22 protein-coding genes and 2 pseudogenes are annotated in these 21,685 nt (G+C 45.6%); 16 read left to right on the plus strand and 8 right to left on the minus strand.

The window, feature by feature from the left end:
* Positions 1-170: 170 nt before the first annotated feature.
* The 12 genes and pseudogenes from Q7A_RS02630 (at position 171) to rluB (ending at position 12,777) form a co-directional block, all read left to right on the plus strand.
* On the plus strand, positions 171-725 hold the full coding sequence (locus tag Q7A_RS02630; RefSeq protein ID WP_014705782.1) for a thioredoxin family protein: 555 nt from the start codon (positions 171-173) through the stop codon (positions 723-725).
* A 26-nt stretch (positions 726-751) separates the two neighbouring features.
* Positions 752-2,740 carry a transketolase gene (gene tkt / locus Q7A_RS02635; RefSeq protein WP_014705783.1) on the plus strand — a complete coding sequence of 663 codons (1,989 nt, stop codon included), beginning with the start codon at positions 752-754 and terminating at the stop codon, positions 2,738-2,740.
* Positions 2,741-2,951: 211 nt separating this feature from the next.
* Entirely contained in the window at positions 2,952-3,950 is a 999-nt protein-coding gene (gene gap / locus Q7A_RS02640) for a type I glyceraldehyde-3-phosphate dehydrogenase (protein ID WP_014705784.1), read from the plus strand.
* A gap of 119 nt (positions 3,951-4,069) precedes the next feature.
* The gene (locus Q7A_RS02645) at positions 4,070-5,254 is read left to right on the plus strand and encodes a phosphoglycerate kinase (RefSeq protein ID WP_014705785.1); all 1,185 of its coding nucleotides are present in this window, start codon (positions 4,070-4,072) and stop codon (positions 5,252-5,254) included.
* Positions 5,255-5,272: 18 nt separating this feature from the next.
* Positions 5,273-6,738: pseudogene (gene pyk / locus Q7A_RS02650) on the plus strand (pyruvate kinase).
* 24 nt (positions 6,739-6,762) lie between these two features.
* Positions 6,763-7,833 (plus strand): class II fructose-bisphosphate aldolase, encoded by a 1,071-nt coding sequence (fba, locus tag Q7A_RS02655; protein ID WP_014705787.1) that lies wholly within the window; start codon positions 6,763-6,765, stop codon positions 7,831-7,833.
* Between the two features lie 142 nt (positions 7,834-7,975).
* Positions 7,976-8,350, plus strand: a complete 375-nt coding sequence (crcB, locus tag Q7A_RS02660; RefSeq protein ID WP_014705788.1) for a fluoride efflux transporter CrcB — start codon at positions 7,976-7,978, stop codon at positions 8,348-8,350.
* Positions 8,347-8,637, plus strand: a complete 291-nt coding sequence (locus tag Q7A_RS02665) for a DUF190 domain-containing protein (protein WP_014705789.1) — start codon at positions 8,347-8,349, stop codon at positions 8,635-8,637. Before crcB ends, Q7A_RS02665 begins: the two co-directional genes overlap by 4 nt.
* A 1-nt stretch (position 8,638) precedes the next feature.
* Complete coding sequence (gene serS, locus Q7A_RS02670; RefSeq protein ID WP_014705790.1) at positions 8,639-9,913, plus strand: serine--tRNA ligase; 1,275 nt, start codon at positions 8,639-8,641, stop codon at positions 9,911-9,913.
* Positions 9,906-10,586: a site-2 protease family protein gene (locus Q7A_RS02675; RefSeq protein ID WP_014705791.1), complete on the plus strand. Its 681-nt coding sequence runs from the start codon at positions 9,906-9,908 to the stop codon at positions 10,584-10,586. The genes serS and Q7A_RS02675 overlap by 8 nt, the downstream gene beginning before the upstream one ends.
* A 35-nt stretch (positions 10,587-10,621) precedes the next feature.
* Complete coding sequence (locus Q7A_RS02680; protein WP_014705792.1) at positions 10,622-11,839, plus strand: tryptophan--tRNA ligase; 1,218 nt, start codon at positions 10,622-10,624, stop codon at positions 11,837-11,839.
* Positions 11,840-11,856: 17 nt separating this feature from the next.
* Positions 11,857-12,777 (plus strand): 23S rRNA pseudouridine(2605) synthase RluB, encoded by a 921-nt coding sequence (gene rluB / locus Q7A_RS02685; RefSeq protein WP_014705793.1) that lies wholly within the window; start codon positions 11,857-11,859, stop codon positions 12,775-12,777.
* On the opposite strand, the gene Q7A_RS02690 is transcribed toward rluB, so the two are convergent.
* From Q7A_RS02690 to ispB, 8 genes and pseudogenes are all read right to left on the minus strand, one after another.
* Positions 12,774-13,700 (minus strand): GGDEF domain-containing protein, encoded by a 927-nt coding sequence (locus tag Q7A_RS02690; RefSeq protein WP_014705794.1) that lies wholly within the window; start codon positions 13,698-13,700, stop codon positions 12,774-12,776. The genes rluB and Q7A_RS02690 overlap by 4 nt on opposite strands.
* Before the next feature lie 89 nt (positions 13,701-13,789).
* Positions 13,790-14,551 carry an SDR family NAD(P)-dependent oxidoreductase gene (locus Q7A_RS02695; protein ID WP_014705795.1) on the minus strand — a complete coding sequence of 254 codons (762 nt, stop codon included), beginning with the start codon at positions 14,549-14,551 and terminating at the stop codon, positions 13,790-13,792.
* 9 nt (positions 14,552-14,560) lie between these two features.
* Positions 14,561-14,926 (minus strand): hypothetical protein, encoded by a 366-nt coding sequence (locus tag Q7A_RS02700; protein ID WP_014705796.1) that lies wholly within the window; start codon positions 14,924-14,926, stop codon positions 14,561-14,563.
* Between the two features lie 212 nt (positions 14,927-15,138).
* Positions 15,139-16,314, minus strand: a pseudogene (hpnE, locus tag Q7A_RS02705) (hydroxysqualene dehydroxylase HpnE); the annotation flags it as partial.
* Positions 16,275-16,421, minus strand: a complete 147-nt coding sequence (locus tag Q7A_RS15705; protein ID WP_089418496.1) for an NAD(P)-binding protein — start codon at positions 16,419-16,421, stop codon at positions 16,275-16,277. The gene Q7A_RS15705 and the pseudogene hpnE, both read right to left, overlap by 40 nt.
* A 1-nt stretch (position 16,422) precedes the next feature.
* Positions 16,423-17,280: a presqualene diphosphate synthase HpnD gene (gene hpnD, locus Q7A_RS02715; RefSeq protein ID WP_014705798.1), complete on the minus strand. Its 858-nt coding sequence runs from the start codon at positions 17,278-17,280 to the stop codon at positions 16,423-16,425.
* On the minus strand, positions 17,277-17,579 hold the full coding sequence (locus Q7A_RS02720; protein ID WP_041354267.1) for a (2Fe-2S) ferredoxin domain-containing protein: 303 nt from the start codon (positions 17,577-17,579) through the stop codon (positions 17,277-17,279). Before Q7A_RS02720 ends, hpnD begins: the two co-directional genes overlap by 4 nt.
* Positions 17,580-17,634: 55 nt before the next feature.
* On the minus strand, positions 17,635-18,603 hold the full coding sequence (gene ispB / locus Q7A_RS02725; RefSeq protein ID WP_014705800.1) for an octaprenyl diphosphate synthase: 969 nt from the start codon (positions 18,601-18,603) through the stop codon (positions 17,635-17,637).
* A 167-nt stretch (positions 18,604-18,770) separates the two neighbouring features.
* Here ispB and rplU point away from each other — a divergent pair, with 167 nt between their 5' ends.
* The 4 genes from rplU (at position 18,771) to proB (ending at position 21,647) form a co-directional block, all read left to right on the plus strand.
* Positions 18,771-19,082: a 50S ribosomal protein L21 gene (gene rplU / locus Q7A_RS02730; RefSeq protein WP_014705801.1), complete on the plus strand. Its 312-nt coding sequence runs from the start codon at positions 18,771-18,773 to the stop codon at positions 19,080-19,082.
* Between the two features lie 28 nt (positions 19,083-19,110).
* On the plus strand, positions 19,111-19,368 hold the full coding sequence (gene rpmA / locus Q7A_RS02735; RefSeq protein ID WP_014705802.1) for a 50S ribosomal protein L27: 258 nt from the start codon (positions 19,111-19,113) through the stop codon (positions 19,366-19,368).
* 96 nt (positions 19,369-19,464) lie between these two features.
* Entirely contained in the window at positions 19,465-20,514 is a 1,050-nt protein-coding gene (gene cgtA, locus Q7A_RS02740) for an Obg family GTPase CgtA (protein WP_041354862.1), read from the plus strand.
* Between the two features lie 2 nt (positions 20,515-20,516).
* Positions 20,517-21,647 (plus strand): glutamate 5-kinase, encoded by a 1,131-nt coding sequence (proB, locus tag Q7A_RS02745; protein WP_014705804.1) that lies wholly within the window; start codon positions 20,517-20,519, stop codon positions 21,645-21,647.
* Positions 21,648-21,685 lie beyond the last annotated feature (38 nt).

Genomic DNA, 21,685 nt, shown 5'->3' on the forward strand with positions numbered 1-21,685 from the left:
CGAATATATCGGTTTTGTCTCAATATACAAAAACCTAGCGAACATATTCTGGCGAAGTGGCTTATTTCGCATTATCTAAATTGTCTGGTAATATGCTGAACTCCAAATTGGTTTCGTGTGGTTAAAGATCACCGAAATTGCCTAAAAACAGGAACTAAAGTGAGATCTTAATGGCTTTAGAGACACCCGTCTGTGACTTTGGCCAAGCGGCTATAGACTTTGCCCTGCCGGGCACAGATAACAAAATCTGGACACTGGAAGACTGTCGTGGTGAGAATGGCTTATTAATCATGTTCATCTGTAATCATTGTCCTTATGTCAAAGCCATAATGGATAGACTGATCCGTGATACCAACGAACTCAAACAGCTGGGCATCAATTCTGTGGCAATATCTGCCAATGATGTCGCTGATTACCCAGAAGACTCTTTTGACAACATGAAAACGGTTGCCGAACAAAACGGGTTTTCTTTCCCTTATCTGTATGACGAAAGCCAAGAGGTTGCTCAAGCCTATGGCGCGGTGTGTACTCCTGATTTTTTTGGTTACAACAAAGATTTGAAGTTGCAATACCGTGGTCGCCTTGATGCCAGCCGCAAAGAAGCCGCTCCAGCGGACGTACGCCGTGATTTATTTGAAGCAATGAAACAAGTCGCACAAACCGGTCATGGTCCAGAACAACAGATACCCAGTATGGGCTGCTCCATCAAATGGCGGGCAGCTTAATTTTTTTTAATAGGAGAACGTAGATAATGGCTACACGTAGACATTTAGCAAATGCAATCCGTGCGTTGAGCATGGATGCAGTGCAAAAAGCGAATTCCGGCCATCCGGGTGCACCAATGGGGATGGCGGATATCGCTGAAGTACTGTGGAACGACCACATGAAACACAATCCGAACAACCCGAAATGGGCTGATCGTGACCGTTTCATTTTGTCTAACGGCCACGGTTCTATGCTGATTTACTCATTGCTGCATTTGAGTGGCTATGATTTACCGATGGAATCCCTCAGCACATTCCGTCAACTGCATTCACAATGTGCGGGTCACCCTGAATACGGTTATGCACCAGGCATAGAAACAACGACTGGTCCATTAGGCCAAGGTATTACCAACGGTGTTGGTTTTGCAATGGCTGAAAAATTAATGGCTGATCAGTTCAACAAACCAGGTCATGACATCGTTAACCACCACACCTATGTCTTTATGGGCGATGGCTGTTTAATGGAAGGTGTTTCTCATGAAGCATGTGCTTTAGCTGGCACGTGGGGCCTGGGCAACCTGGTCGCATTCTGGGATGACAACAATATCTCTATCGACGGTCACATCGATGGCTGGTACACCGATGACACTGTTAAGCGTTTTGAAGCTTACGGCTGGCATGTTCAATCTGTCGATGGTCATGATGCTGATGCAATCAACAAAGCCATTGCAGAAGCGAAGAAAGTCACTGATAAACCATCATTGATCTGCTGTAAAACCATCATTGGTTACGGTTCACCAAACAAATGTGCAAGCCATGATTGCCATGGTGCAGCATTGGGTGAAGAAGAAGTTGAATTGACCCGTAAGCAACTGGGTTGGGAATACGAGCCATTTGTTATTCCTGAAGATGTTTATGCCGGTTGGAATGCAAAAGATAAAGGCGATGCTGCAGAAGCAGCATGGAACGAAAAATTTGCTGCTTATGAAAAAGAATATCCAGAATTAGCGGCAGAGTTCAAACGCCGTATGGCAGGTGATTTACCGGCTAACTGGAAAGAAGTCACCGAAAAACTGTTTGCAGAAACCAATGAAAAAGCAGAGAGCGTTGCGTCACGTAAAGCGTCACAAAATGTGATTGCTGCTCTGGCTCCAACGCTGCCTGAATATCTGGGTGGTTCTGCTGACTTGACCGGGTCTAACCTGACCAGCTGTTCAAGCTTCAAGCACGTTTCAGGTAAAGAGCCTGGTAACTACATCTCTTACGGTGTACGTGAGTTCGGCATGTTTGCAATCATGAACGGTATGGCGCTGCATGGCGGTTTACTGCCTTACGGTGGTACGTTCCATATGTTCTCTGACTATGCGAAATCAGCTTTGCGTATGTCAGCGTTGATGAAGCTGCGTACTATCGCGGTTCTGACGCATGACTCAATCGGTCAGGGGGAAGATGGTCCAACTCACCAACCAATCGAAAACACCGCTGGCCTGCGTTACATTCCTAATATGGATGTATGGCGTCCTGCAGATTCAGTCGAAGTTGCTGTGGCTTGGGTTGCTGCTATTGAACGTCAAGATGGCCCAACCAGCCTGGTATTAAGTCGCCAAGGTATTCCGGGTCGCAAGCATGATGCTGCTGACTTTGAAGGAATGCGTAAAGGTGCTTATATCCTGTCTGAAGCCAAAGGTGGCAAAGCGGATGTTATCCTGATTGCAACCGGTTCAGAAGTGGATCTGGCAGCAAAAGCACAGGAAGCATTGGCTGAAGATGGTATCAATGCACGTGTTGTTTCTATGCCTTCAACGAACGTCTTTGATCGTCAGGATCAGGCTTATAAAGACAGCATCCTGACTCCTGGCGTTAAACGTGTTTCTGTTGAAGCCGGTGTAACTGACTTCTGGCGTAAATACGTTGGTCTGGAAGGCGGCACTGTCGGTATCGATACCTTCGGTGAATCTGCACCAGGTGGTGTTTTGATGAAACACTTCGGCTTTACTGTCGAAAACGTTGTTAAAACTGTTAAATCAGTTCTGTAATTAAAGAGCTGTTTTTAGCGAGCTAAAAGGAGATGACCAGTAGATGCAAATCTACTGGTCATTTTTCTAAATAACGTAAGAGACTGTTTATCTCTCATCGCACCACTGCTGGGAGCCATGAAAGATAAACAGTTTCAAGGTCTCATAACTGCAGTTTTTATTAAGATTTCAGCTCTGAGATACAATATCAAACCGCTTCAGAGGAAATAGAATGACTATCAAGGTGGGTATTAATGGTTTTGGCCGTATCGGCCGTATGGCATTTCGTGCTGCAGCAAAAGATTTCCCTGAGATCGAAGTAGTGGCAATCAACGATTTACTTGATCCCGATTATCTGGCGTATATGCTCAAATATGATTCTGTACATGGCCGTTTCGACGGTGATGTTGAGGTTAGGGACGGTCATCTGGTGGTTAATGGTAAAACCATTCGTGTTACTGCTGAGCGCAACCCTGCTGATTTGAAATGGGATGAGGTTGGCGCTGATTTAATTATTGAATGCACCGGCTTTTTTCTGACCGAAGAGTCCTGTCAGGCGCATATTGATGCCGGTGCCAAAAAAGTTGTGCAATCTGCACCTTCCAAAGATCACACGCCAATGTTTGTTTATGGTGTGAACCATGACAGTTATGCCGGTCAGGCAATTGTTTCAGCAGCCTCCTGCACCACTAACGCTTTGGCACCGGTTGCCAAGGTCCTGCATGACAGTTTTGGTATTAAACGTGGTTTGATGACAACAGTGCATGCAGCCACGGCAACACAAAAAACCGTTGATGGCCCGTCAATGAAAGACTGGCGTGGAGGTCGCGGTATTCTGGAGAATATCATTCCTTCTTCTACCGGCGCGGCAAAAGCAGTAGGCAAAGTGCTGCCGGAATTAAATGGTAAATTGACCGGGATGGCTTTTCGCGTGCCTACTTCCGATGTTTCCGTCGTCGACTTAACCGTTGAATTAAACAACGATGCCAGTTATGAATCAATTTGCGCAGCAATGAAAACTGCTGCCGAAGGTGAATTGAAAGGTGTGTTGGGTTACACCGAAGAAAATGTGGTCTCCACAGATTTCCGTGGGCATACTGCACCTTCAAATTTTGATGCAGGTGCAGGTATTGCACTTGATGGCACCTTTGTAAAAGTAGTCGCCTGGTATGACAATGAATATGGTTATACCTGCAATATGATGCGTCTGGTTGAGCATGTTGCTCGTTAATTCATTTTAGCCATTTAACCATTAATTCAAGGCTTCCTGTGAAGGAGGCCTTTTTTTATGTATTTTGAAGGCTATAATCAGAACGGGTTCACAAAATTTACACAAGAGGGCAATACCTTATGTCAGTAATAAAAATGGCCGATTTGGACTTGGCTGGAAAACGTGTGTTGATCCGACAAGATTTGAATGTTCCACTCAAATCAGGTGTTGTTGCAGATGGCACTCGTATCCACGCTTCTTTAGCGACCATAAATCTGGCATTGGAGAAAGGTGCCAAAGTTATGATTATGTCTCATCTCGGACGTCCGACTGAGGGAGAATATGAACATAAATATTCATTAGCACCGGTTGCCAATTATCTCTCGGCCCTCTTGGAAAAACCGGTACGTCTGGAACAGAACTGGCTGGAACCCGATTTTATTCCAGTCGAAGTGGGCGAAGTTGTTTTGTGTGAAAACGTACGCTTTAACATTGGTGAAAAAGCCAATAATGATGATCTGGCAAAACGTATGGCCAAGATGTGTGATGTGTTTGTTATGGATGCCTTTGGCACCGCGCATCGTGCTCAGGCTTCAACGCACGGTATTGCCAAATATGCCACGACTGTCTGTGCCGGGCCTTTATTATCTGCGGAACTGGAAGCATTATCTAAAGCACTGGATAATCCTGCCAGACCAATGGTTGCTATCGTAGGTGGCTCAAAAGTTTCTACCAAACTTACCGTGCTGGAAACCCTGTCGAAGAAAGTGGACCAATTGATCGTGGGCGGTGGTATTGCCAATACGTTTATTGCAGCAGCGGGACATAACGTGGGTAAATCGCTCTATGAGCCGGATTTAATCGACACATGTAAAAAACTTTCAGCAGAAGCGGTCAGTCGTGGTGGCAATATACCAGTGCCCAAAGACGTGGTCTGCGGTAAACATTTTGCTGAAAATGCGGAAGCGGAATTAAAAGCGGTAGATAAAGTAACGGATGACGATATGATTTTTGATATCGGTCCAAAATCCGCGGCGGAGCTGGTTGAAATTATTAAACAAGCTGGTACGGTTGTATGGAATGGTCCGCTAGGTGTTTTTGAATTCAGCCAGTTTGGTGAAGGCACCAAAGAAATAGCGATGGCAATAGCGGAATCAGATGCTTTCTCGATTGCTGGTGGCGGAGATACGCTGGCAGCAGTGTCTAAATACAAAATTTGTGATGATGTTTCTTATATTTCTACCGGTGGTGGTGCTTTTCTGGAATTCCTTGAAGGTAAGAAGTTACCTGCAGTGGAAATTCTTGAGCAACGTGCCCTCGAGTAAATTAATGAGTAACTAATTATGGCTGCCCGTCGAAGAACGAAAATTGTTGCAACCCTGGGGCCTGCGACAAAAGATCATGCCGTTCTTGACGCGATGATATCGGCAGGCATGGATGTTGTGCGGCTTAATTTCTCGCATGGGTCATCACAGTCGCATATTGATATGGCTGACAGGGTGCGTAACCGTGCCAGCGACTTTGGACGTGAGGTTGGCGTATTAGTTGATTTGCAGGGACCGAAAATTCGCATCTCTCGGTTCAAAAACGGTGGTGTGGAACTTGTTGAAAATGAGGCTTTTATCTTGGATGCGGCCCTGGCCGATGATGAAGGTGATGACACTCAGGTAGGCGTTGACTACAAATCACTTCCCCATGATGTAAAACGTGGTGACACGCTGTTATTGGATGATGGCCGCATTGTTTTGTGGGTTGAATCGGTTATCGATCAACAGATTCACTGCCGGATCTCCGTGGGCGGAATGCTTACCGACAATAAAGGTATTAACCGGCAGGGCGGCGGATTATCGGCATCTGCGCTGACAATCAAAGATATGGCCGATATAAAAACCGCTGCTGAAATACAGGCTGATTACCTCGCCGTTTCTTTCCCACGAAGTGCTGAAGACATTCATCTGGCCCGTCGCCTGTTGCGTGAAGCCGGTGGCTATGGCGGTATTATTGCCAAAATTGAACGTGCTGAAGCGCTGGATGATATTGATGCGATTATTGAAGCATCGGAAGGCATAATGATTGCCCGAGGTGATTTAGGCGTGGAAATGGGAGATGCCGCATTACCGCCAATTCAAAAACAGCTAATTGCCAAAGCCAGACGCATGAATCGATTAACTATCACTGCAACGCAAATGATGGAATCAATGATTGAAAGTCCTCTCCCAACCCGTGCCGAGGTATTTGATGTAGCGAATGCTGTATTGGACGGCTCTGATGCGGTGATGCTTTCAGGAGAAACCGCAGTCGGGCATTATCCGGTTAAAGTCATTGAAGCAATGGACCGTATTTGTCTTCAGGCGGAGCAACAGCGTGAAATACGTGTTTCTCGTCATCGAGTGGATTCAAAATTTGAACGAATTGATGAAGCCATTGCAATGGCGGCGATGTATACCGCTAATCATCTTGATGTCAAAGCAATTGCAGCGATGACTGAATCAGGTTCATCACCCTTGTGGATGTCACGTATCAGCTCCGGAATTCCCATTTTTGCGTTAACCCCCATGTTGCGACTCGGCGGAGAGTGACTTTGTATCGTGGGGTGTATCCCGTGAGTTTTGTTGTAGACCATACTGATCATGCCTCATTGAATAAAGAAGCGATTGATGAATTGCAGCGTCGCGGAGTAGTCAAAGAGGGGGATGTTGTTATTATTACCAAAGGTGATCTCGAGGTGCAGGGCAGCACCAATATGATAAAGATTGTGAAAGTGGGCGAGCTGGTTGAACCTCTTTCCCAAGGTAATAGTTGTGAATAAACAGGCTCAATTGGAGATGATCATATGGCATTAGTTTCAATGCGACAATTATTGGATTATGCAGCAGAACATCAGTTCGCCATCCCCGCATTCAATGTCAATAATATGGAACAGATACATGCCATTATGCGGGCGGCTGATGCTGTTGACAGCCCGGTAATTATGCAAGGCAGTGCCGGGGCACGTGACTACGCTGGGGAGCCCTTTCTACGGCATTTGATTCTGGCCGCGATTGAAGCCTATCCACATATTCCTTTGGTAATGCATCAGGATCATGGTGCTAATCCGGCTATTTGTGCGCGTTCTATTCAATCCGGCTTCAGCTCGGTGATGATGGATGGCTCTCTGCTGGAAGATATGAAAACACCTTCAGACTTTGACTACAACGTAAACGTGACCAGCAAAGTCAGTGAAATGGCTCATGCCTGTGGTGTTTCAGTCGAAGGTGAGCTTGGCTGTCTTGGATCGCTGGAAACCGGCAAGATGGGGGATGAGGATGGCCATGGTGCTGAAGGTAAATTAGACCATGGTCATTTGTTAACCGATCCCGATGAAGCCGTTGAGTTTGTCAGGCAGACCCAGGTAGATGCGTTGGCTGTTGCCATTGGTACCAGTCATGGTGCTTATAAATTTACCCAGCCACCCACCGGAGAAGTGCTGGCAATCAGTCATTTGAAAACCTTGCAACAACGTTTGCCCAACACCCATTTTGTGATGCATGGCTCCAGTTCAGTGCCACAGGACTGGTTGGAAATCATCAATGCCCATGGCGGAAATATCGGTCAAACCTATGGTGTGCCAGTGGAAGAAATTGTTGAAGGCATAAAATTCGGTGTGCGTAAGGTAAATATTGATACTGATTTACGGTTGGCTTCGACCGGTTCTATCCGCCAGTTTTTGACCGATGAAAAAAATGCAGCGGTGTTCGACCCGCGTAAATTTTATAAAGAAGCGACCAAAGCGATGCAGACGATCTGTCAGGCACGTTATGAAGCATTTGGCAGTGCTGGACATGCCAGTAAAATCAAACCTATTTCATTACAAAGCATGGTAGATCGTTATCGTAGTGGTGAACTTACCCCTAAGTTAAATTAACGGTAATTTGTGACGGGTGAGCAATATTGCAGGATTTTGTGAAATTAGTTAAAGCTGGATAAACGTGTCTTCTGACATTCGCTGCCAGTCTTTGCCGTGATTCAGGTAAAATAACACACTTGCTAATTACAGGGCATATCCCGTGTTGCAACTTTTTGCTATCGCTGTAGGTGGCGCAGTTGGCGCAATATTGCGTTTTGCCATGTCTAACGGTGTTTATAAACTATTTGGTCGTGACTTTCCCTATGGTACGTTAGCCGTGAATGTCCTGGGTTCTTTGCTTATCGGGGTGCTGTTTATCCTGCTGATTGAAAAACTTGCCGTCGCGGCGGAATGGCGAGCTGGTTTGCTGGTTGGATTGCTCGGGGCATTTACTACCTTTTCAACATTTTCACTGGAAACCTTTACGTTGATGGAAAATGGAGCCTTTATCAAAGCGGGATTAAATGTGTTTTTAAGCGTTGTATTATGTCTGGCGGCCACCTGGTTGGGTATTAGTCTTGGAAGACAGCTATGAGTCTGACATTGGTAAGAATATATTTATCTGATGGCCGGCATGAAGTGCGGCAGGTTATTAAATGGCTTGAGCAGAATAAAATTCGCTTTACCGTATTTCGCGGGATTGCGGGCCTGGGGTCAGATGGCTTGGTTCACAAAGCTTCGTTGTTGGATCTTGCTTCGGATCTGCCAATGGTTATCGAACTTTTTGATAAACCGGAACAAATAAACGATATCATCACCACAATAAAAACAATGGTTGAAGCTGATCATATTGTCAGCTGGCCAGTGCAAAGCGGAATTTAACATGTTAGACCTCAAATTATTACGAACTGAACCGCAATCAGTAGCAGCGGCTTTGGCTCGTCGTGGCTTTCAGCTTGATGTTGATTTGCTGGAAACGCTGGAAACCGAACGTCGCCAGGCACAGCTTGATGCGCAGACATTGCAAACCGAGCGCAATGCTCGTTCCAAAATGATTGGTAAGGCAAAAGCTTCCGGTGAAGATATTGCGCCATTACTGGCCGAAATTGAAGATTTAGGCGATCAGCATAAAGCTGCCGAGGCCAGATTAGCTAAAGTTCTGGAACAGCTTAATGATCTGGCAATGGCGATACCTAATATTCCGCAGGACGATGTGCCAGCCGGTAATGATGAAGGCGACAATGTAGAAGTCTCTCGTTGGGGTACGCCGCGTCAATTTGATTTTGAACCGAAAGATCATGTCGATTTGGGCGCCGGTCTGCAGCAGATGGATTTTGAAACAGCAGCCAAAATTACGGGTGCACGATTTGTAACGTTAACCGGCCAACTGGCCCGACTGCAACGTGCATTAACCCAGTTGATGCTGGATACCCATATTACCGAGCATGGCTATACTGAAACCTACGTGCCTTATCTGGTCAATGCTGATTCATTACGCGGTACCGGACAATTGCCTAAGTTTGCTGAAGATTTGTTTGCCGTTGATGATGGTCATCTTTATCTGATCCCAACCGCCGAAGTCCCAGTAACCAATATCGTGCGGGACAGTATTGTTGATGCCGCTCAGTTGCCATTGAAGTTTGTCGCGCATACGCCATGTTTTCGTAGCGAAGCCGGTTCGCATGGTCGTGATGTGCGGGGGTTGATTCGTCAGCATCAATTCGAAAAAGTCGAACTGGTACAGATTGTTGCCCCGGAAGCATCGGCTGAAGCACATGAGCAATTGACCGGACAAGCTGAAAAAATCCTGCAAATGCTGGGTTTACCCTACCGTAAAATGCTACTTTGTACTGGCGATATGGGGTTTGCCTCAACGAAAACCTACGACCTGGAAGTCTGGTTACCCAGCCAGAATACTTATCGTGAAATATCATCCTGTAGTAACTTTGGTGATTTTCAGGCACGGCGTATGCAAGCACGCTGGCGTAATCCCGAAACAGGTAAACCCGAATTGGTTCATACGCTCAACGGATCAGGGCTGGCTGTAGGTCGGACCTTATTGGCTATTTTGGAAAATCATCAACAGGCCGATGGTAGCGTCATTATCCCCGAGCCACTTCGTGCCTATATGGGCGGTGTAGATAAAATTCATGGGTGACGAGTTTAGTCTGATCCAGAAGATCATTATCTGGACATTACCGGTTCTATTTGCGATTACCGTACATGAAGTCGCTCATGGTTGGGCTGCGTTAAAACTGGGTGATAAAACGGCCCAGATGATGGGGCGTCTGACACTCAATCCAATTAAGCATATTGATCCGCTTGGCACTATTCTGGTCCCGGGATTGCTGCTTATGTTTACCGGATTTATGTTTGGCTGGGCTAAACCGGTGCCGGTGACTTTCCAGAATCTGCGCAATCCAAAAAAAGATATGGCCTGGGTGGCTTTGGCTGGACCCGGCGCAAACCTGGTAATGGGATTTTTATGGGCTATGGTCGCCAAGCTGGGCTTGGTATTGGCCGTGAATGATGTACTGATTTCCGGACCGATGATTTACATGGGTGTGGCAGGTGTCTTAGTGAATGGCATGTTGATGTTGCTAAACCTGTTACCTTTGCCTCCATTAGATGGGGGAAGGGTATTAGTCAGCATCTTGCCGCCTCATCTGGCCTGGCGAGTGGAAAAAGTTGAACCGTACGGCTTTTTTATCTTGCTGGCGTTACTCTATTTTGGCATCGTGATGATGATTTTATGGCCTTTGATGCAGGCTTATATGGGATTGCTGGCATTTATTTTTGATATGCCAATGCAAGTATTCTTTATTTTATAAAACACTGAATTGAGCAAGCTCATCAGGAGATTATTTTGGACACGGTAGCGTATCAGTCACGTCGTATTGTTTCAGGCATGCGCCCGACAGGGCAATTGCATTTGGGGCATTATCATGGAGTGCTGAAAAATTGGATTAAATTACAACACGAATTTGATTGCTTCTTTTTCGTTGCTGATTGGCATGCGTTGACAACTCACTATGAAGATAGTCGGGTGATTGAAGACAGTGTATGGGAAATGGTCATTGATTGGCTGGCTGCCGGAATTGAGCCATCTTCTGCTTCATTATTCCTGCAATCACGTGTGCCAGAGCATGCTGAGCTGCATTTGTTATTATCGATGATCACGCCTTTATCCTGGCTGGAACGCGTACCGACTTACAAAGATCAACAGGAAAAGCTTAAAGAAAAAGATTTATCGACCTATGGCTTTTTAGGTTATCCGTTGCTGCAAAGTGCTGATATTTTGATTTATCGGGCAGGTCAGGTACCGGTTGGTGAAGATCAGGTGGTGCATGTTGAGTTAACTCGGGAGGTTGCCCGTCGTTTTAATCATATTTATGGCCGTGAAGCGGACTTTGAAGAAAAAGCCGAAGCTGCCGTTAAAAAAATGGGTAAGAAAAACGCGAAATTATATAACCATTTGCGTAAAGCTTATCAGGAGCAGGGTGATGCAGAAGCATTGCAGACCGCTCGTGAACTCTTAAAAAATCAGCAAAGCTTAGCGCTTGGTGATATGGAGCGTTTGTTTGGTTTTCTGGAAGGTGGCGGTAAAGTCATTCTCCCCGAACCTAAAGCGCTGTTGACACCGGCTCCTAAAATGCCAGGTCTGGATGGACAAAAAATGTCCAAATCCTATGGTAATACAATTTCATTACGTGAGTCAGATCAATCAGTAGCCGAAAAAATTAAACGCATGCCAACCGATCCAAATCGGGTACGACGTACTGATCCGGGTGACCCCGATATATGTCCGGTTTGGCAATTACATGAAGTGTATTCTGATGATGATCAGAAGCAGTGGGTTCAGCAGGGCTGTCGTTCGGCTGGAATCGGTTGCCTTGATTGCAAAGGTCCTTTGATCGACTCGGTTATTGGCGAGCTCAAACCTATCCGTGAACGTGCGGATGATTTCAGCCGACATCCAGAAGATGTACGACGTATTATTGATGATGGCAGTGCAGCAGCAAGAGAAGTGGCTCAGGAAACATTGAGCGAAGTTCGTGCAGCAATGGGTCTGGCTTATAAATAGCCCAAGGAAAAATAATTATGGCTGAAAGAATACAAAAAGTACTGGCTCGTGCCGGTTATGGCTCACGTCGCTTGATAGAGAGCTGGATCAAAGAAGGTAAATTACAAGTTAATGGTGTGTCAGCCACGCTGGGTGATCAGATAACTGAAAAGGATAGAGTCACCCTTGAAGGGCGACCTTTATCCTCCAAGCGCATCTGGCAACAAAGCATGCCGCAGGTTTTGCTGTATCACAAACCGGTAGGTGAAGTGTGTACCCGTAATGATCCGGAAGGTCGCAGAACTATCTATCAATCATTACCGGCACCGGAAGATGGCCGCTGGGTCAGTGTAGGACGACTTGATTTGAATACCAGTGGGTTGATCATTCTGACCACCGATGGTGAACTGGCTAATCAGTTAATGCACCCATCCAATGAAATGGATCGTGAGTACGCTGTGCGTGTCCTGGGGGAGGTCACTTCCGAGATGATGCAAACCTTACGCGATGGGGTTGAGCTAGAAGATGGCAAAGCCCATTTTTCTGATATTCAGCCAGGTGGTGGTGAAGGCGCAAACAGCTGGTTTCATGTGGTGATTCAGGAAGGACGTAACCGTGAAGTCCGACGGCTGTGGGAAAGCCAGGGCGTGCAGGTAAGCCGTTTGGTTCGTCTGCGTTATGGTCCGGTCATCATGCCAAATAAACTCAAGCCTGGCCGCTGGATGATGCTGGAAGGCAAAGAGTTGGAATTTCTATACGAAGAAGCGGGTTTAAAAACAAAAACCACTAAACGTGGTAGTGTGGAAAAAGTGGCTGCAGTCAAGGATGTGGAATTAGAAAAAGCGCCAAAATCCAAGTGGCCAGATAAAGCGGCAAAAAAGGCTGCACCTAGATCCAGAAAAGCTGATGATCAACCGGCTAAACGAGGTCCACGGATTCGTGGACGCAATGATCGTTAAAATATCTCGCGGGAAGATATGACCTGATTGCGACCAGCAAATTTTGCCTGATATAAAGCCTCATCTGCTTTAAGAAACAAGCTATCAGCTGATTCGCCGACACACAAATCTGCCAGACCAATACTGATTGAAATGGGAAATTTCTGTTCGGCATGGGTTTGATTTAGGTCATCAATCGCCGCCCGTAATCTTTCAGCTACCTGCAGAGCAGCACCATGATTGCTATGGCTGAGCACAATGGCAAATTCTTCGCCTCCTATACGAAACAATGCATCACTGCGGCGTAAGCTGTGTAGTAAGGTATCCGCAACTCGGCATAACGTATCATCACCGACCTGATGTCCAAAACTGTCATTAATCTTCTTGAAGTAATCAATATCAAGCACCATCAGTGAAAGGGGCAGTTTTAGTCGATGTGCCAGATCTATTTCACGTTCAAGGGTATTTTTATAGGCCTGTCTGTTGGGAAGTTGCGTTAACATATCCGTTAATGCTGCATCTAGCGCACGAGCGTACTGCAGGCTGTTTCTCAGTGGATAAACCAGTTTGCATAATAAATCTTCTATCAGATTTATTTCGTTCTCGGAAAAGCGGGAGGCACGACTCACTGTTAATCGTCCAAGGTATTCATGATCAATTTCCAGCTGGTAGTTACATTTATGATGACGCGAAGCCCCTAATCTGAACTCAAATTTATTATCAGGGTGGGTAAACTGAAGGCCGTTGTGGGCGAGTAGTGGTTTGATTTTCTCGTCAAACAATCTGAGTATCTGTCTGGTATCCAGTGAGGTTTGCAGAATTAAAGGTAGTTTTGCCAATACATCTTCGCATTCCACTGACACAGGAGGGGTTTGTACAACTGAAACAGTATTCTGTTCCAGGCGACGCAAATTTGTAGTATCTGAAGGCAGTGAATGGATCATGGGCACGCTCATAAATTGGATAATTTACATTAACCATGCTAAATATATGCCATGGTTAAATATATCAATAAATACAACGTGTTATAGTGTTATGCCAAAACTTTGACAGGTAGATCCTGCTGTGCATTTAGACATTGACCATGTAAATGGCCGCTTTGCTCACTGGCAAGATAAAGAAATGCCGGAATGACGGCACTGGGTTCTGGAAGGTGTTGAGGATCCGCTGCAGGAAAAACCCGTGCATGCAATTTGGTTTTCACTTGACCGGGATCAATGCAATTTACCCTGATTTTAGCGGCAGCTTTCGTTTCCAGAGCTAACTGGTGGCAGAAACACTCTATGGCAGCTTTGCTCAATCCATAGGCGCCACGATAGGCTTTATCATGCTGACGATCAGTCGTGAAAATAATAAAACTTTGTTGCTTAGTGGCTTGCATCAGAGGAAGACAGGCATGTGTAAGCAAAAATGTTGCTGTCAAGTTAACCTGCAGCGTTTCAGACCATTGCTTGATCTCCTGATTAGCTGTCGGGGCAAGCTGTCCTACATCGGCTGCACAATGAACTAATCCATCGAGCTGACCAAAAGTCTCTTTGATGGTCTGTGCAAGTTGCTGGTAGTCTTCTGCTTTTGCGCCTTTAAAATCCACTGGAAATATTGCGGGCTCAATACCGCTTTCTTGTAGAATGACATCGTACAATTTTTCTAGCTGGGTAATATTTTTATCGAGCAGAATAATCGTCGCACCTTGTCTGGCATAGGCTAAAGCGACTTCGCTACCGATGCCGCCGAGAGCACCGGTAACAAGCACAATTTTATCGCGGAGTAGCAATGGTTCAGACTGAGACAACATAAAAAAACTTTATTCAGCTTTAGGGACAATACGTCCGTAGGTAACTTTACCATCAACTAATTGAGCAGTAATTAACGCATCATCGTTGTGCCATTCAAGAATTTCGATATTCATTTGATCTAATGTGCTTTCTTGAGCGATATCAGGTTCGCCGTAGGCTTCAACAAGTTCGGCTTTGGACATGCCTGATTCAATGCCATTTTCACTACCTCCAGTTGTAGCTTCAGCAGTTTCTGGTGCAGATTCAACTGTTGCAGGAGCTGATGTCTCAGTTTCGCTACTATCGGTGATAGCAGTGTCACTCTCATCGCTACAGGCAATCAGGGCCAGACTTAAAAAAAGACCGGTAAAAATTAAACGCATACGATTTAACATGACATCCCCTCATTAGGTTTAAAAACTAATCTCGGAGTATAACAAGCAATCGCAAGGATATCGACAGGTTGTTAGGACTTATTTATTTTTTTTCATATCCACCACTCTGCGTTGTTCGTTTGTTTGTTTAGAATGACTAAACTGCTCTTCTCGCGCCTTGATTGGCGATCTTTTAGCTCAAAACAGAGGCGGAGATGAAAGATAAACAAGCCCTATGGGACTTTTCCCGTTAAAACTTTTTCAGCTGCCCGAAAGCCATTCATAACAGCACTCTCCAGAGTTGCTGGATAAGGATTTTCAGCGTAATCACCCGCAATCCAAAGGCCATTAATGGTTGTTTTACAGCTTGGTCTTTGGTTATTTTCAACTACTCCGCAACGAAAAGTAGCTCTTTTTTCACGAATTACATGTGCGGTGTCATAGTTAGCCGGTAAATCCGGTAAAAGCTCTGTTAACGCTAAAACGACCTGTTCAGTCAGCTGCTGTTTAGTCAGTGATTCATGCTCTCCAGGACCGCTGATAACGACGGCAATTAATCCCGGAGACTGGTCTGATCGATCAAACACCCATTGGGGCAAGGAGCTGCTCAATCCGATAATAGGTGCCTTGAGCCGAAATTGCGGTGAATACTGCAGATAGACGGTGCTTATTGGATACTCAGAGACTTTTGGAAGATTAAGCTGCTCACCTAAAAGTTTATAGAGAATACTGGGGGATACGGCGACAATAATATTATCTGTAGCAAAGTATTCTTTGTTACCAGTAATAACTCCAACCACTTTGCGATTTTCAATAACAATTTTTTCAATACGACTTTGTGACTTAATTTCTCCGCCATGCTCTGTAATGAAATGTCTCGCAGGCTCAGGTAATATATTGCCCAGCGGCTTTTTCGGGATCAGCAAATCAGCCGATTTTCTTTTTGCAGTAAGACTATCCCGGAGAGTTGCAGCAAAAACACTGGCTGAAGCCTGTTCTATCGGTGTGTTCAAAATCGCCAGACATAATGGAATCCACAACTGTGTGATAAGTCTTGTCGATTGGCCTGTCTGTCGGCACCACTGCTCAACAGTAATATTTTGTGTAAAAGAGGGAGCGTTAAGTTGACGCGCTAGTCGCAAAAAAAACCTTAATTCTTGCCAGCCGAGACAGGAGATAAGCTTGGGTAAAAGGGCAAGTTGCCAGGGTAAAAGTGGATGTGCAGATAAATGTAATGAAGGGTACTTCGGATCAAGGATGTGTAGATCCAATGCTGTACGTTGAAAAACGCTGTTTTCTTCAATACCGATTCGCTTAAGCAGATCGAGCATGTTTTGGTAAGCACCAATCATCAGATGCTGACCATTATCTATTTCGAGATCTTGCCATTTGACGGTGCGGGCACGCCCCCAAGTTGTTTTGCTGCTTCAAACAAGATGGGCTTTTGTCCCGCTTCTGCCAAATGAACAGTTGCCGCAAGACCACTCCAGCCACCACCAACAATGATGGGTTGCATATTATTTATGGTTTTTAGCGAGCTTTTTTTCACGTCGGAAAGTGCGCCATGCCAGCCATAATTTACGAATTGGGGTAAGCGAGACTCGTTGTTTCATTACCTGAAAATTATCAACAGCAATTTCCTGCAAAGTAGTGCGATAGATTTCAGCCATAATCAATGCGGTGCATTGATGATAGCGATCTTGATTGGGCAGTAACTGCATGGCTTCCTGATAAAATCCTTCTGCACGTTTAGCCTGAAACTCGAGTATTTTGGTCAATTCACTGGTTTGCTGCAAAGACAGAATAGTCTGTTCTGTAACACCAAATTGTTGCATTTCATCCAACGGCAGATATATACGACCGCGGCCAGCATCTTCGCGAACATCCCGGATGATATTGGTGAGTTGAAACGCCAGCCCCAGTTTTTCGGCAAACTTTAATGTGTTGCGATCGGAATAACCGAATATCTGTGCTGACAATAAACCCACAACACTGGCCACACGATGACAATATAAGGCCAGGTTTTTATAGGATGGATAACGATGCTGAGTTAAATCCATTTCCATGCCATCAATGATCTCGTGAAAATATTCTTCATGCAGATCGAAATCCTGCAGTATATCAGCGAGGGCTTTTCCAACGGGGTGAGTGGCTTGGTCGAAAAAGGTATTTGCTACTTCCTGACGCCACCAGGCGAGAGTTTGTGCTGCAACTAACGGATCGCTTATCTCGTCAACGGCATCGTCAACTTCCCGGCAGAACGCATACAAGGCCATGATGGCATCTCGTTTTTTGGCGGGTAAAAACAGAAAACTGTAATAGAAACTGGAACCACTTTTCGCCGCTTTGTCCCGACAATATTGCTGTGGTGTCATTTTAAAAGCCGTTCGACAATTTTGCCGTTCATCAGGTGTGTGTCGATGATTTCATCGATATCAGCTTTATCATGATATTGATACCAAACGCCTTCCGGATAAATCACCATTATCGGACCCAATTTGCAGCGATTCAGACAGCCTGAATTGTTAACCCGGACTTTTTTTAAATTGAGTTCTTTCACTTGCTGTTTTGCATAATCACGGAGTGACTGCGCTCCGTGCTCCTCACAGCAATCGGTGCCATCATCACGTTGATGCGTGCAAATGAACATATGATATTTATATATTTCAGTCATAGTTTTTCAGCCTAATCAAGCCGTATTTAAGACACAAAACAGATAAAAACATAAATTAAAAATGACGGGAAATCGCAAAATCAGCCAGTCCAATTAAGGCTGCTTTATATTCCGAATCGGGAACAATTTCGAGATTAGCCTTAGCCTGCTCAACTTCCCTGTGTGCTGCAGCGGCAGTGTAATCAATGGCGCCGGAACTGTGGATAATCTTAATAATTTCATTAATTTTATCACGCTGGCCTTTTTCAATTGCTTCACGGATGATCGCTGATTGCTCAGTAGATCCCATTTGCATGGCATAAATAAGCGGCAAAGTTGGTTTGCCTTCAGCCAAATCATCACCGATATTTTTGCCAATGGTCTCACTGGATGCACTGTAATCCAGTAAATCATCCACCAGTTGGAAGGCACTGCCAAGATGCATAGCATATTGCGCTAATGCAGTTTCAATTTCAGCGGAAGCATTACTGATTAATGCACCTAACTGCCCAGCTGCTTCAAATAACTTGGCGGTTTTATGATGAATGACCTGCAGATAACTTTCTTCTGTGGTGTCTGCATTATGCACATTAAGTAATTGTAAGACTTCACCCTCGGCAATTACATTGGTGGTATGCGAGAGGATTTGCATCAATCGCATCGAATCAAGTTCTACCATCATTTCAAACGCTCGGGTATAGAGAAAATCACCCACCAATACACTGGCTTCATTTCCCCAGACACTGTTGGCGGTTTCCTGACCTCGACGCATTGATGAGTTGTCGACCACATCATCATGTAACAATGTCGCGGTATGAATGAACTCGATAATCGTTGCAAGATTGATATGTGCAGTTGCCTGATGATTGCAGGTGCGGGCACTTAACAAAGCAATAGCGGGCCGCAAACGCTTGCCACCACTATTGATGATGTAATGTCCGAGTTGATTGATCAATACAACCTCAGAGTGCAGCCGATGTTGTATCATTGCGTCAACCGCATCCATATCCTGCTGGATAAGTGCGTAAATGGATTGTATATCCACGGGGCTTGTGTCTGCCTGTCTAGATTAATTAAACGCGTACTTTCTCATGGGTTATCAGGATTCGCAAATAATTCAATTTGCATTTGATCTGTATGTAGAAAGCGGTTAAAATTCTCGGTCTTTTGTTGGGTTACCTACAATAACATTTTATTTTTTTGGAGAAAGCGATGTACGCTATTGTCGCGACAGGTGGTAAGCAGTACCGGGTTAAAGAGGGCGAAAAGCTCCGTATTGAAAAATTATCCGCAGAAGCCGGAGATACGGTTGAGCTGGATAAAGTTCTGTTGGTAGGTGAAGGCGATGACATTAAAGTCGGCGCTCCTTACCTGGAAGGTGCCAAAGTCACTGCAACTGTGTCCGCGAATGGCCGTGGCGATAAAGTCAAAATCATCAAATTCCGTCGTCGTAAGCACCATCGTAAACAGATGGGACATCGCCAATCTTATACAGAAATCGAAATCACTGGCATCACTGCCTAAGATTTGACAAATTTAAAGAGGATTTAACATGGCTCATAAGAAAGCTGGTGGTAGTACCCGCAACGGTCGCGATTCCGAGTCGAAACGCCTAGGTGTTAAACGCTTCGGTGGTGAAGCGGTTTTAGGTGGTAATATTCTGGTTCGTCAACGTGGTACGCGTTACCATGCAGGTCGCAATGTTGGTATCGGTAGAGACCATACGTTATTCGCGACAGCCAATGGTAAGGTTGTATTCGAAACCAAAGGTGCCAATAATCGCATGTTTGTCAGCGTTATCGCTGAATAAAGATTTTGTTAGCCCGTTGGGGCAAACAGCTGAAAGCCCCGCTGATGCGGGGTTTTTTGTTTGTGGCAATTATTAAAAAATTATCTGGTCGGCAGTATGAAATTTGTTGATGAAGCGAAAATAAAAATCAGCGCGGGTGCCGGCGGTAATGGTTGCCTGAGCTTTCGGCGTGAAAAATATATCCCTTTCGGTGGTCCCGATGGCGGTGATGGTGGTGACGGTGGTGATGTGTATCTGCTGGCAGATACTCAAGTTAATACACTGATTGATTTTCGGTATAAGCGTAACTTTAAAGCGCAACGTGGCGAACATGGTCGAGGCAAACTCTGCAGCGGTGCCCGTGGTGAAGATTTGGTTATCAAAGTTCCCGTCGGTACGGAAGCTTGGGATGAAGACACCAATGAACTGATTGGTGACTTAGCCAAACATGGTGACAAACTGATGGTGGCAAAAGGTGGCTGGCACGGTTTAGGTAATGCCCGTTATAAATCCAGTATTAATCGTGCACCACGCCAAACTTCAGACGGAACCCCAGGCGAAGAGCGTACATTACGCCTTGAAATGAAATTATTGGCCGATGTTGGATTATTGGGATTACCCAATGCTGGAAAATCTACTTTTATCAGTCAGGTTTCTGCTGCTCAACCCAAAGTAGCCGATTATCCTTTTACGACCTTACACCCCAATCTTGGTGTGGTGACACTTAGAGATGTTCGCAGCTTTGTTATTGCCGATATTCCAGGTCTGGTTGAAGGTGCAGCTGAAGGTGCCGGTCTGGGGATTCAGTTCCTTAAGCATTTAACCCGTACACGATTGCTGTTACATCTGGTTGATATGGCACCAGTTGATGTTAAACAGGATCCGGTGGAGAGCGTTAATATTATTAACCGAGAATTACTCCATTACAGTGAAGCTCTTGGCAAGCAACCGCAATGGCTGATCCTCAACAAAATGGATTTGGTTCCGGAGGATATTCGTAATGAACTCACTCAGGAAGTATTGACTCGTCTTAACTGGCAAGGGCCAGTCTACAAAATCAGTGGACAAACTGGTGAAGGATGCGCGCAGTTGTGTGAAGATATCATGCAATACTTAGATGATTTACGTCAGAGTGAGCAGCCTCCCGCTAAACCCATCGAGGACTAACTGTGGAAAATCCGCATCAGCAACTTTTATCAACCAAACGTTGGGTGATTAAAATTGGGAGTGCTTTATTAACCAAGCCCGGAGAAGGCCTGGATGTGGATCGTATTCGCTGGCTGAGTGGAGAGATTGCCGAGTTGAGAAGTCAGGGGAAAGAGATCGTTCTGGTCACTTCAGGATCGGTTGCAGCCGGGATGCAAAGGCTGGGCTGGCGTCGCCGACCCCATGCCTTGCATCAATTACAAGCCGCAGCCAGTGTGGGTCAGATGGGGCTTATCCATGCCTATGCTACGGCTTGTGAACAGCATGGTATTCATACCGCCCAAATTCTACTGACTCACTCTGATTTGGCCGACCGTGGACGTCATCTTAATGCTCGCAGTGCTTTACATACCTTGCTGGAGATGGGGGTTCTGCCAGTGGTTAATGAAAATGATGCCATCGCCACCGATGAAATCCGTTTTGGTGATAATGATACCCTGGCCGCAATGACCGCCAATCTGGTTGAGGCTGATGTTTTGGTTATCTTGACCGATCAAGATGGTCTATTCGATAGCGATCCACGATTAAATCCTAATGCCAGAATGCTGGCCGCTTCAGCTGCAAGTAATCCCAATCTGGACGATATGGCTGGTGACAGTAAAGGCGAATTAGGTCGTGGCGGTATGGCCACCAAACTGGCGGCGGCCAGACGTGCGGCAAGATCCGGCGCGACTACGGTGATTCTATCTGGTAAACATCCATTGAATTTACGTCATCTGGCGGCTGGCCAGGGCGTAGGCACATTATTATGGCCGGATATGAAACCGATTAAAGCTCGTCAACAATGGCTTGCTGGACATTTAATTCCTAAAGGAAGATTAATGCTTGATGATGGTGCTGTAGCAGTGATCAAACAGCAGGGTAGAAGTATTTTACCCGTTGGTGTGCGGCAAGTGGATGGGCAGTTTACTCGTGGTGAACTGGTATTATGCACCGATTTGCAGGGGCACGAAGTAGCTCGCGGCTTGGTGAATTACAGTGCTGATGAGGCTGTAAGGATCATGGGCCAGCCCAGTCAGGCGATTCAAAGCTTATTGGGATACGTTGATGAACCGGAGTTAATTCATCGGGACAATCTGGTCGTCACTGGATAAATGAAAGATATAAAAGAACCGGCGCGTGCCGGTTTTTT

The sequence above is a fragment of the Methylophaga nitratireducenticrescens genome (assembly GCF_000260985.4).
In the GTDB taxonomy this organism is placed as follows: Bacteria; Pseudomonadota; Gammaproteobacteria; order Nitrosococcales; family Methylophagaceae; genus Methylophaga; species Methylophaga nitratireducenticrescens.

Bases quoted from the DNA above. Each gene is read 5' to 3' on its own strand.
- Q7A_RS02630 (WP_014705782.1), top strand. From the start codon at position 171: ATGGCTTTAGAGACACCCGTCTGTGACTTTGGCCAAGCGGCTATAGAC.
- tkt (WP_014705783.1), top strand. From the start codon at position 752: ATGGCTACACGTAGACATTTAGCAAATGCAATCCGTGCGTTGAGCATG.
- gap (WP_014705784.1), top strand. From the start codon at position 2,952: ATGACTATCAAGGTGGGTATTAATGGTTTTGGCCGTATCGGCCGTATG.
- Q7A_RS02645 (WP_014705785.1), top strand. From the start codon at position 4,070: ATGTCAGTAATAAAAATGGCCGATTTGGACTTGGCTGGAAAACGTGTG.
- fba (WP_014705787.1), top strand. From the start codon at position 6,763: ATGGCATTAGTTTCAATGCGACAATTATTGGATTATGCAGCAGAACAT.
- Q7A_RS02665 (WP_014705789.1), top strand. From the start codon at position 8,347: ATGAGTCTGACATTGGTAAGAATATATTTATCTGATGGCCGGCATGAA.
- serS (WP_014705790.1), top strand. From the start codon at position 8,639: ATGTTAGACCTCAAATTATTACGAACTGAACCGCAATCAGTAGCAGCG.
- Q7A_RS02675 (WP_014705791.1), top strand. From the start codon at position 9,906: ATGGGTGACGAGTTTAGTCTGATCCAGAAGATCATTATCTGGACATTA.
- rluB (WP_014705793.1), top strand. From the start codon at position 11,857: ATGGCTGAAAGAATACAAAAAGTACTGGCTCGTGCCGGTTATGGCTCA.
- Q7A_RS02690 (WP_014705794.1), bottom strand. From the start codon at position 13,700: ATGATCCATTCACTGCCTTCAGATACTACAAATTTGCGTCGCCTGGAA.
- Q7A_RS02695 (WP_014705795.1), bottom strand. From the start codon at position 14,551: ATGTTGTCTCAGTCTGAACCATTGCTACTCCGCGATAAAATTGTGCTT.
- Q7A_RS02700 (WP_014705796.1), bottom strand. From the start codon at position 14,926: ATGTTAAATCGTATGCGTTTAATTTTTACCGGTCTTTTTTTAAGTCTG.
- Q7A_RS15705 (WP_089418496.1), bottom strand. From the start codon at position 16,421: ATGCAACCCATCATTGTTGGTGGTGGCTGGAGTGGTCTTGCGGCAACT.
- hpnD (WP_014705798.1), bottom strand. From the start codon at position 17,280: ATGACACCACAGCAATATTGTCGGGACAAAGCGGCGAAAAGTGGTTCC.
- Q7A_RS02720 (WP_041354267.1), bottom strand. From the start codon at position 17,579: ATGACTGAAATATATAAATATCATATGTTCATTTGCACGCATCAACGT.
- rplU (WP_014705801.1), top strand. From the start codon at position 18,771: ATGTACGCTATTGTCGCGACAGGTGGTAAGCAGTACCGGGTTAAAGAG.
- rpmA (WP_014705802.1), top strand. From the start codon at position 19,111: ATGGCTCATAAGAAAGCTGGTGGTAGTACCCGCAACGGTCGCGATTCC.
- cgtA (WP_041354862.1), top strand. From the start codon at position 19,465: ATGAAATTTGTTGATGAAGCGAAAATAAAAATCAGCGCGGGTGCCGGC.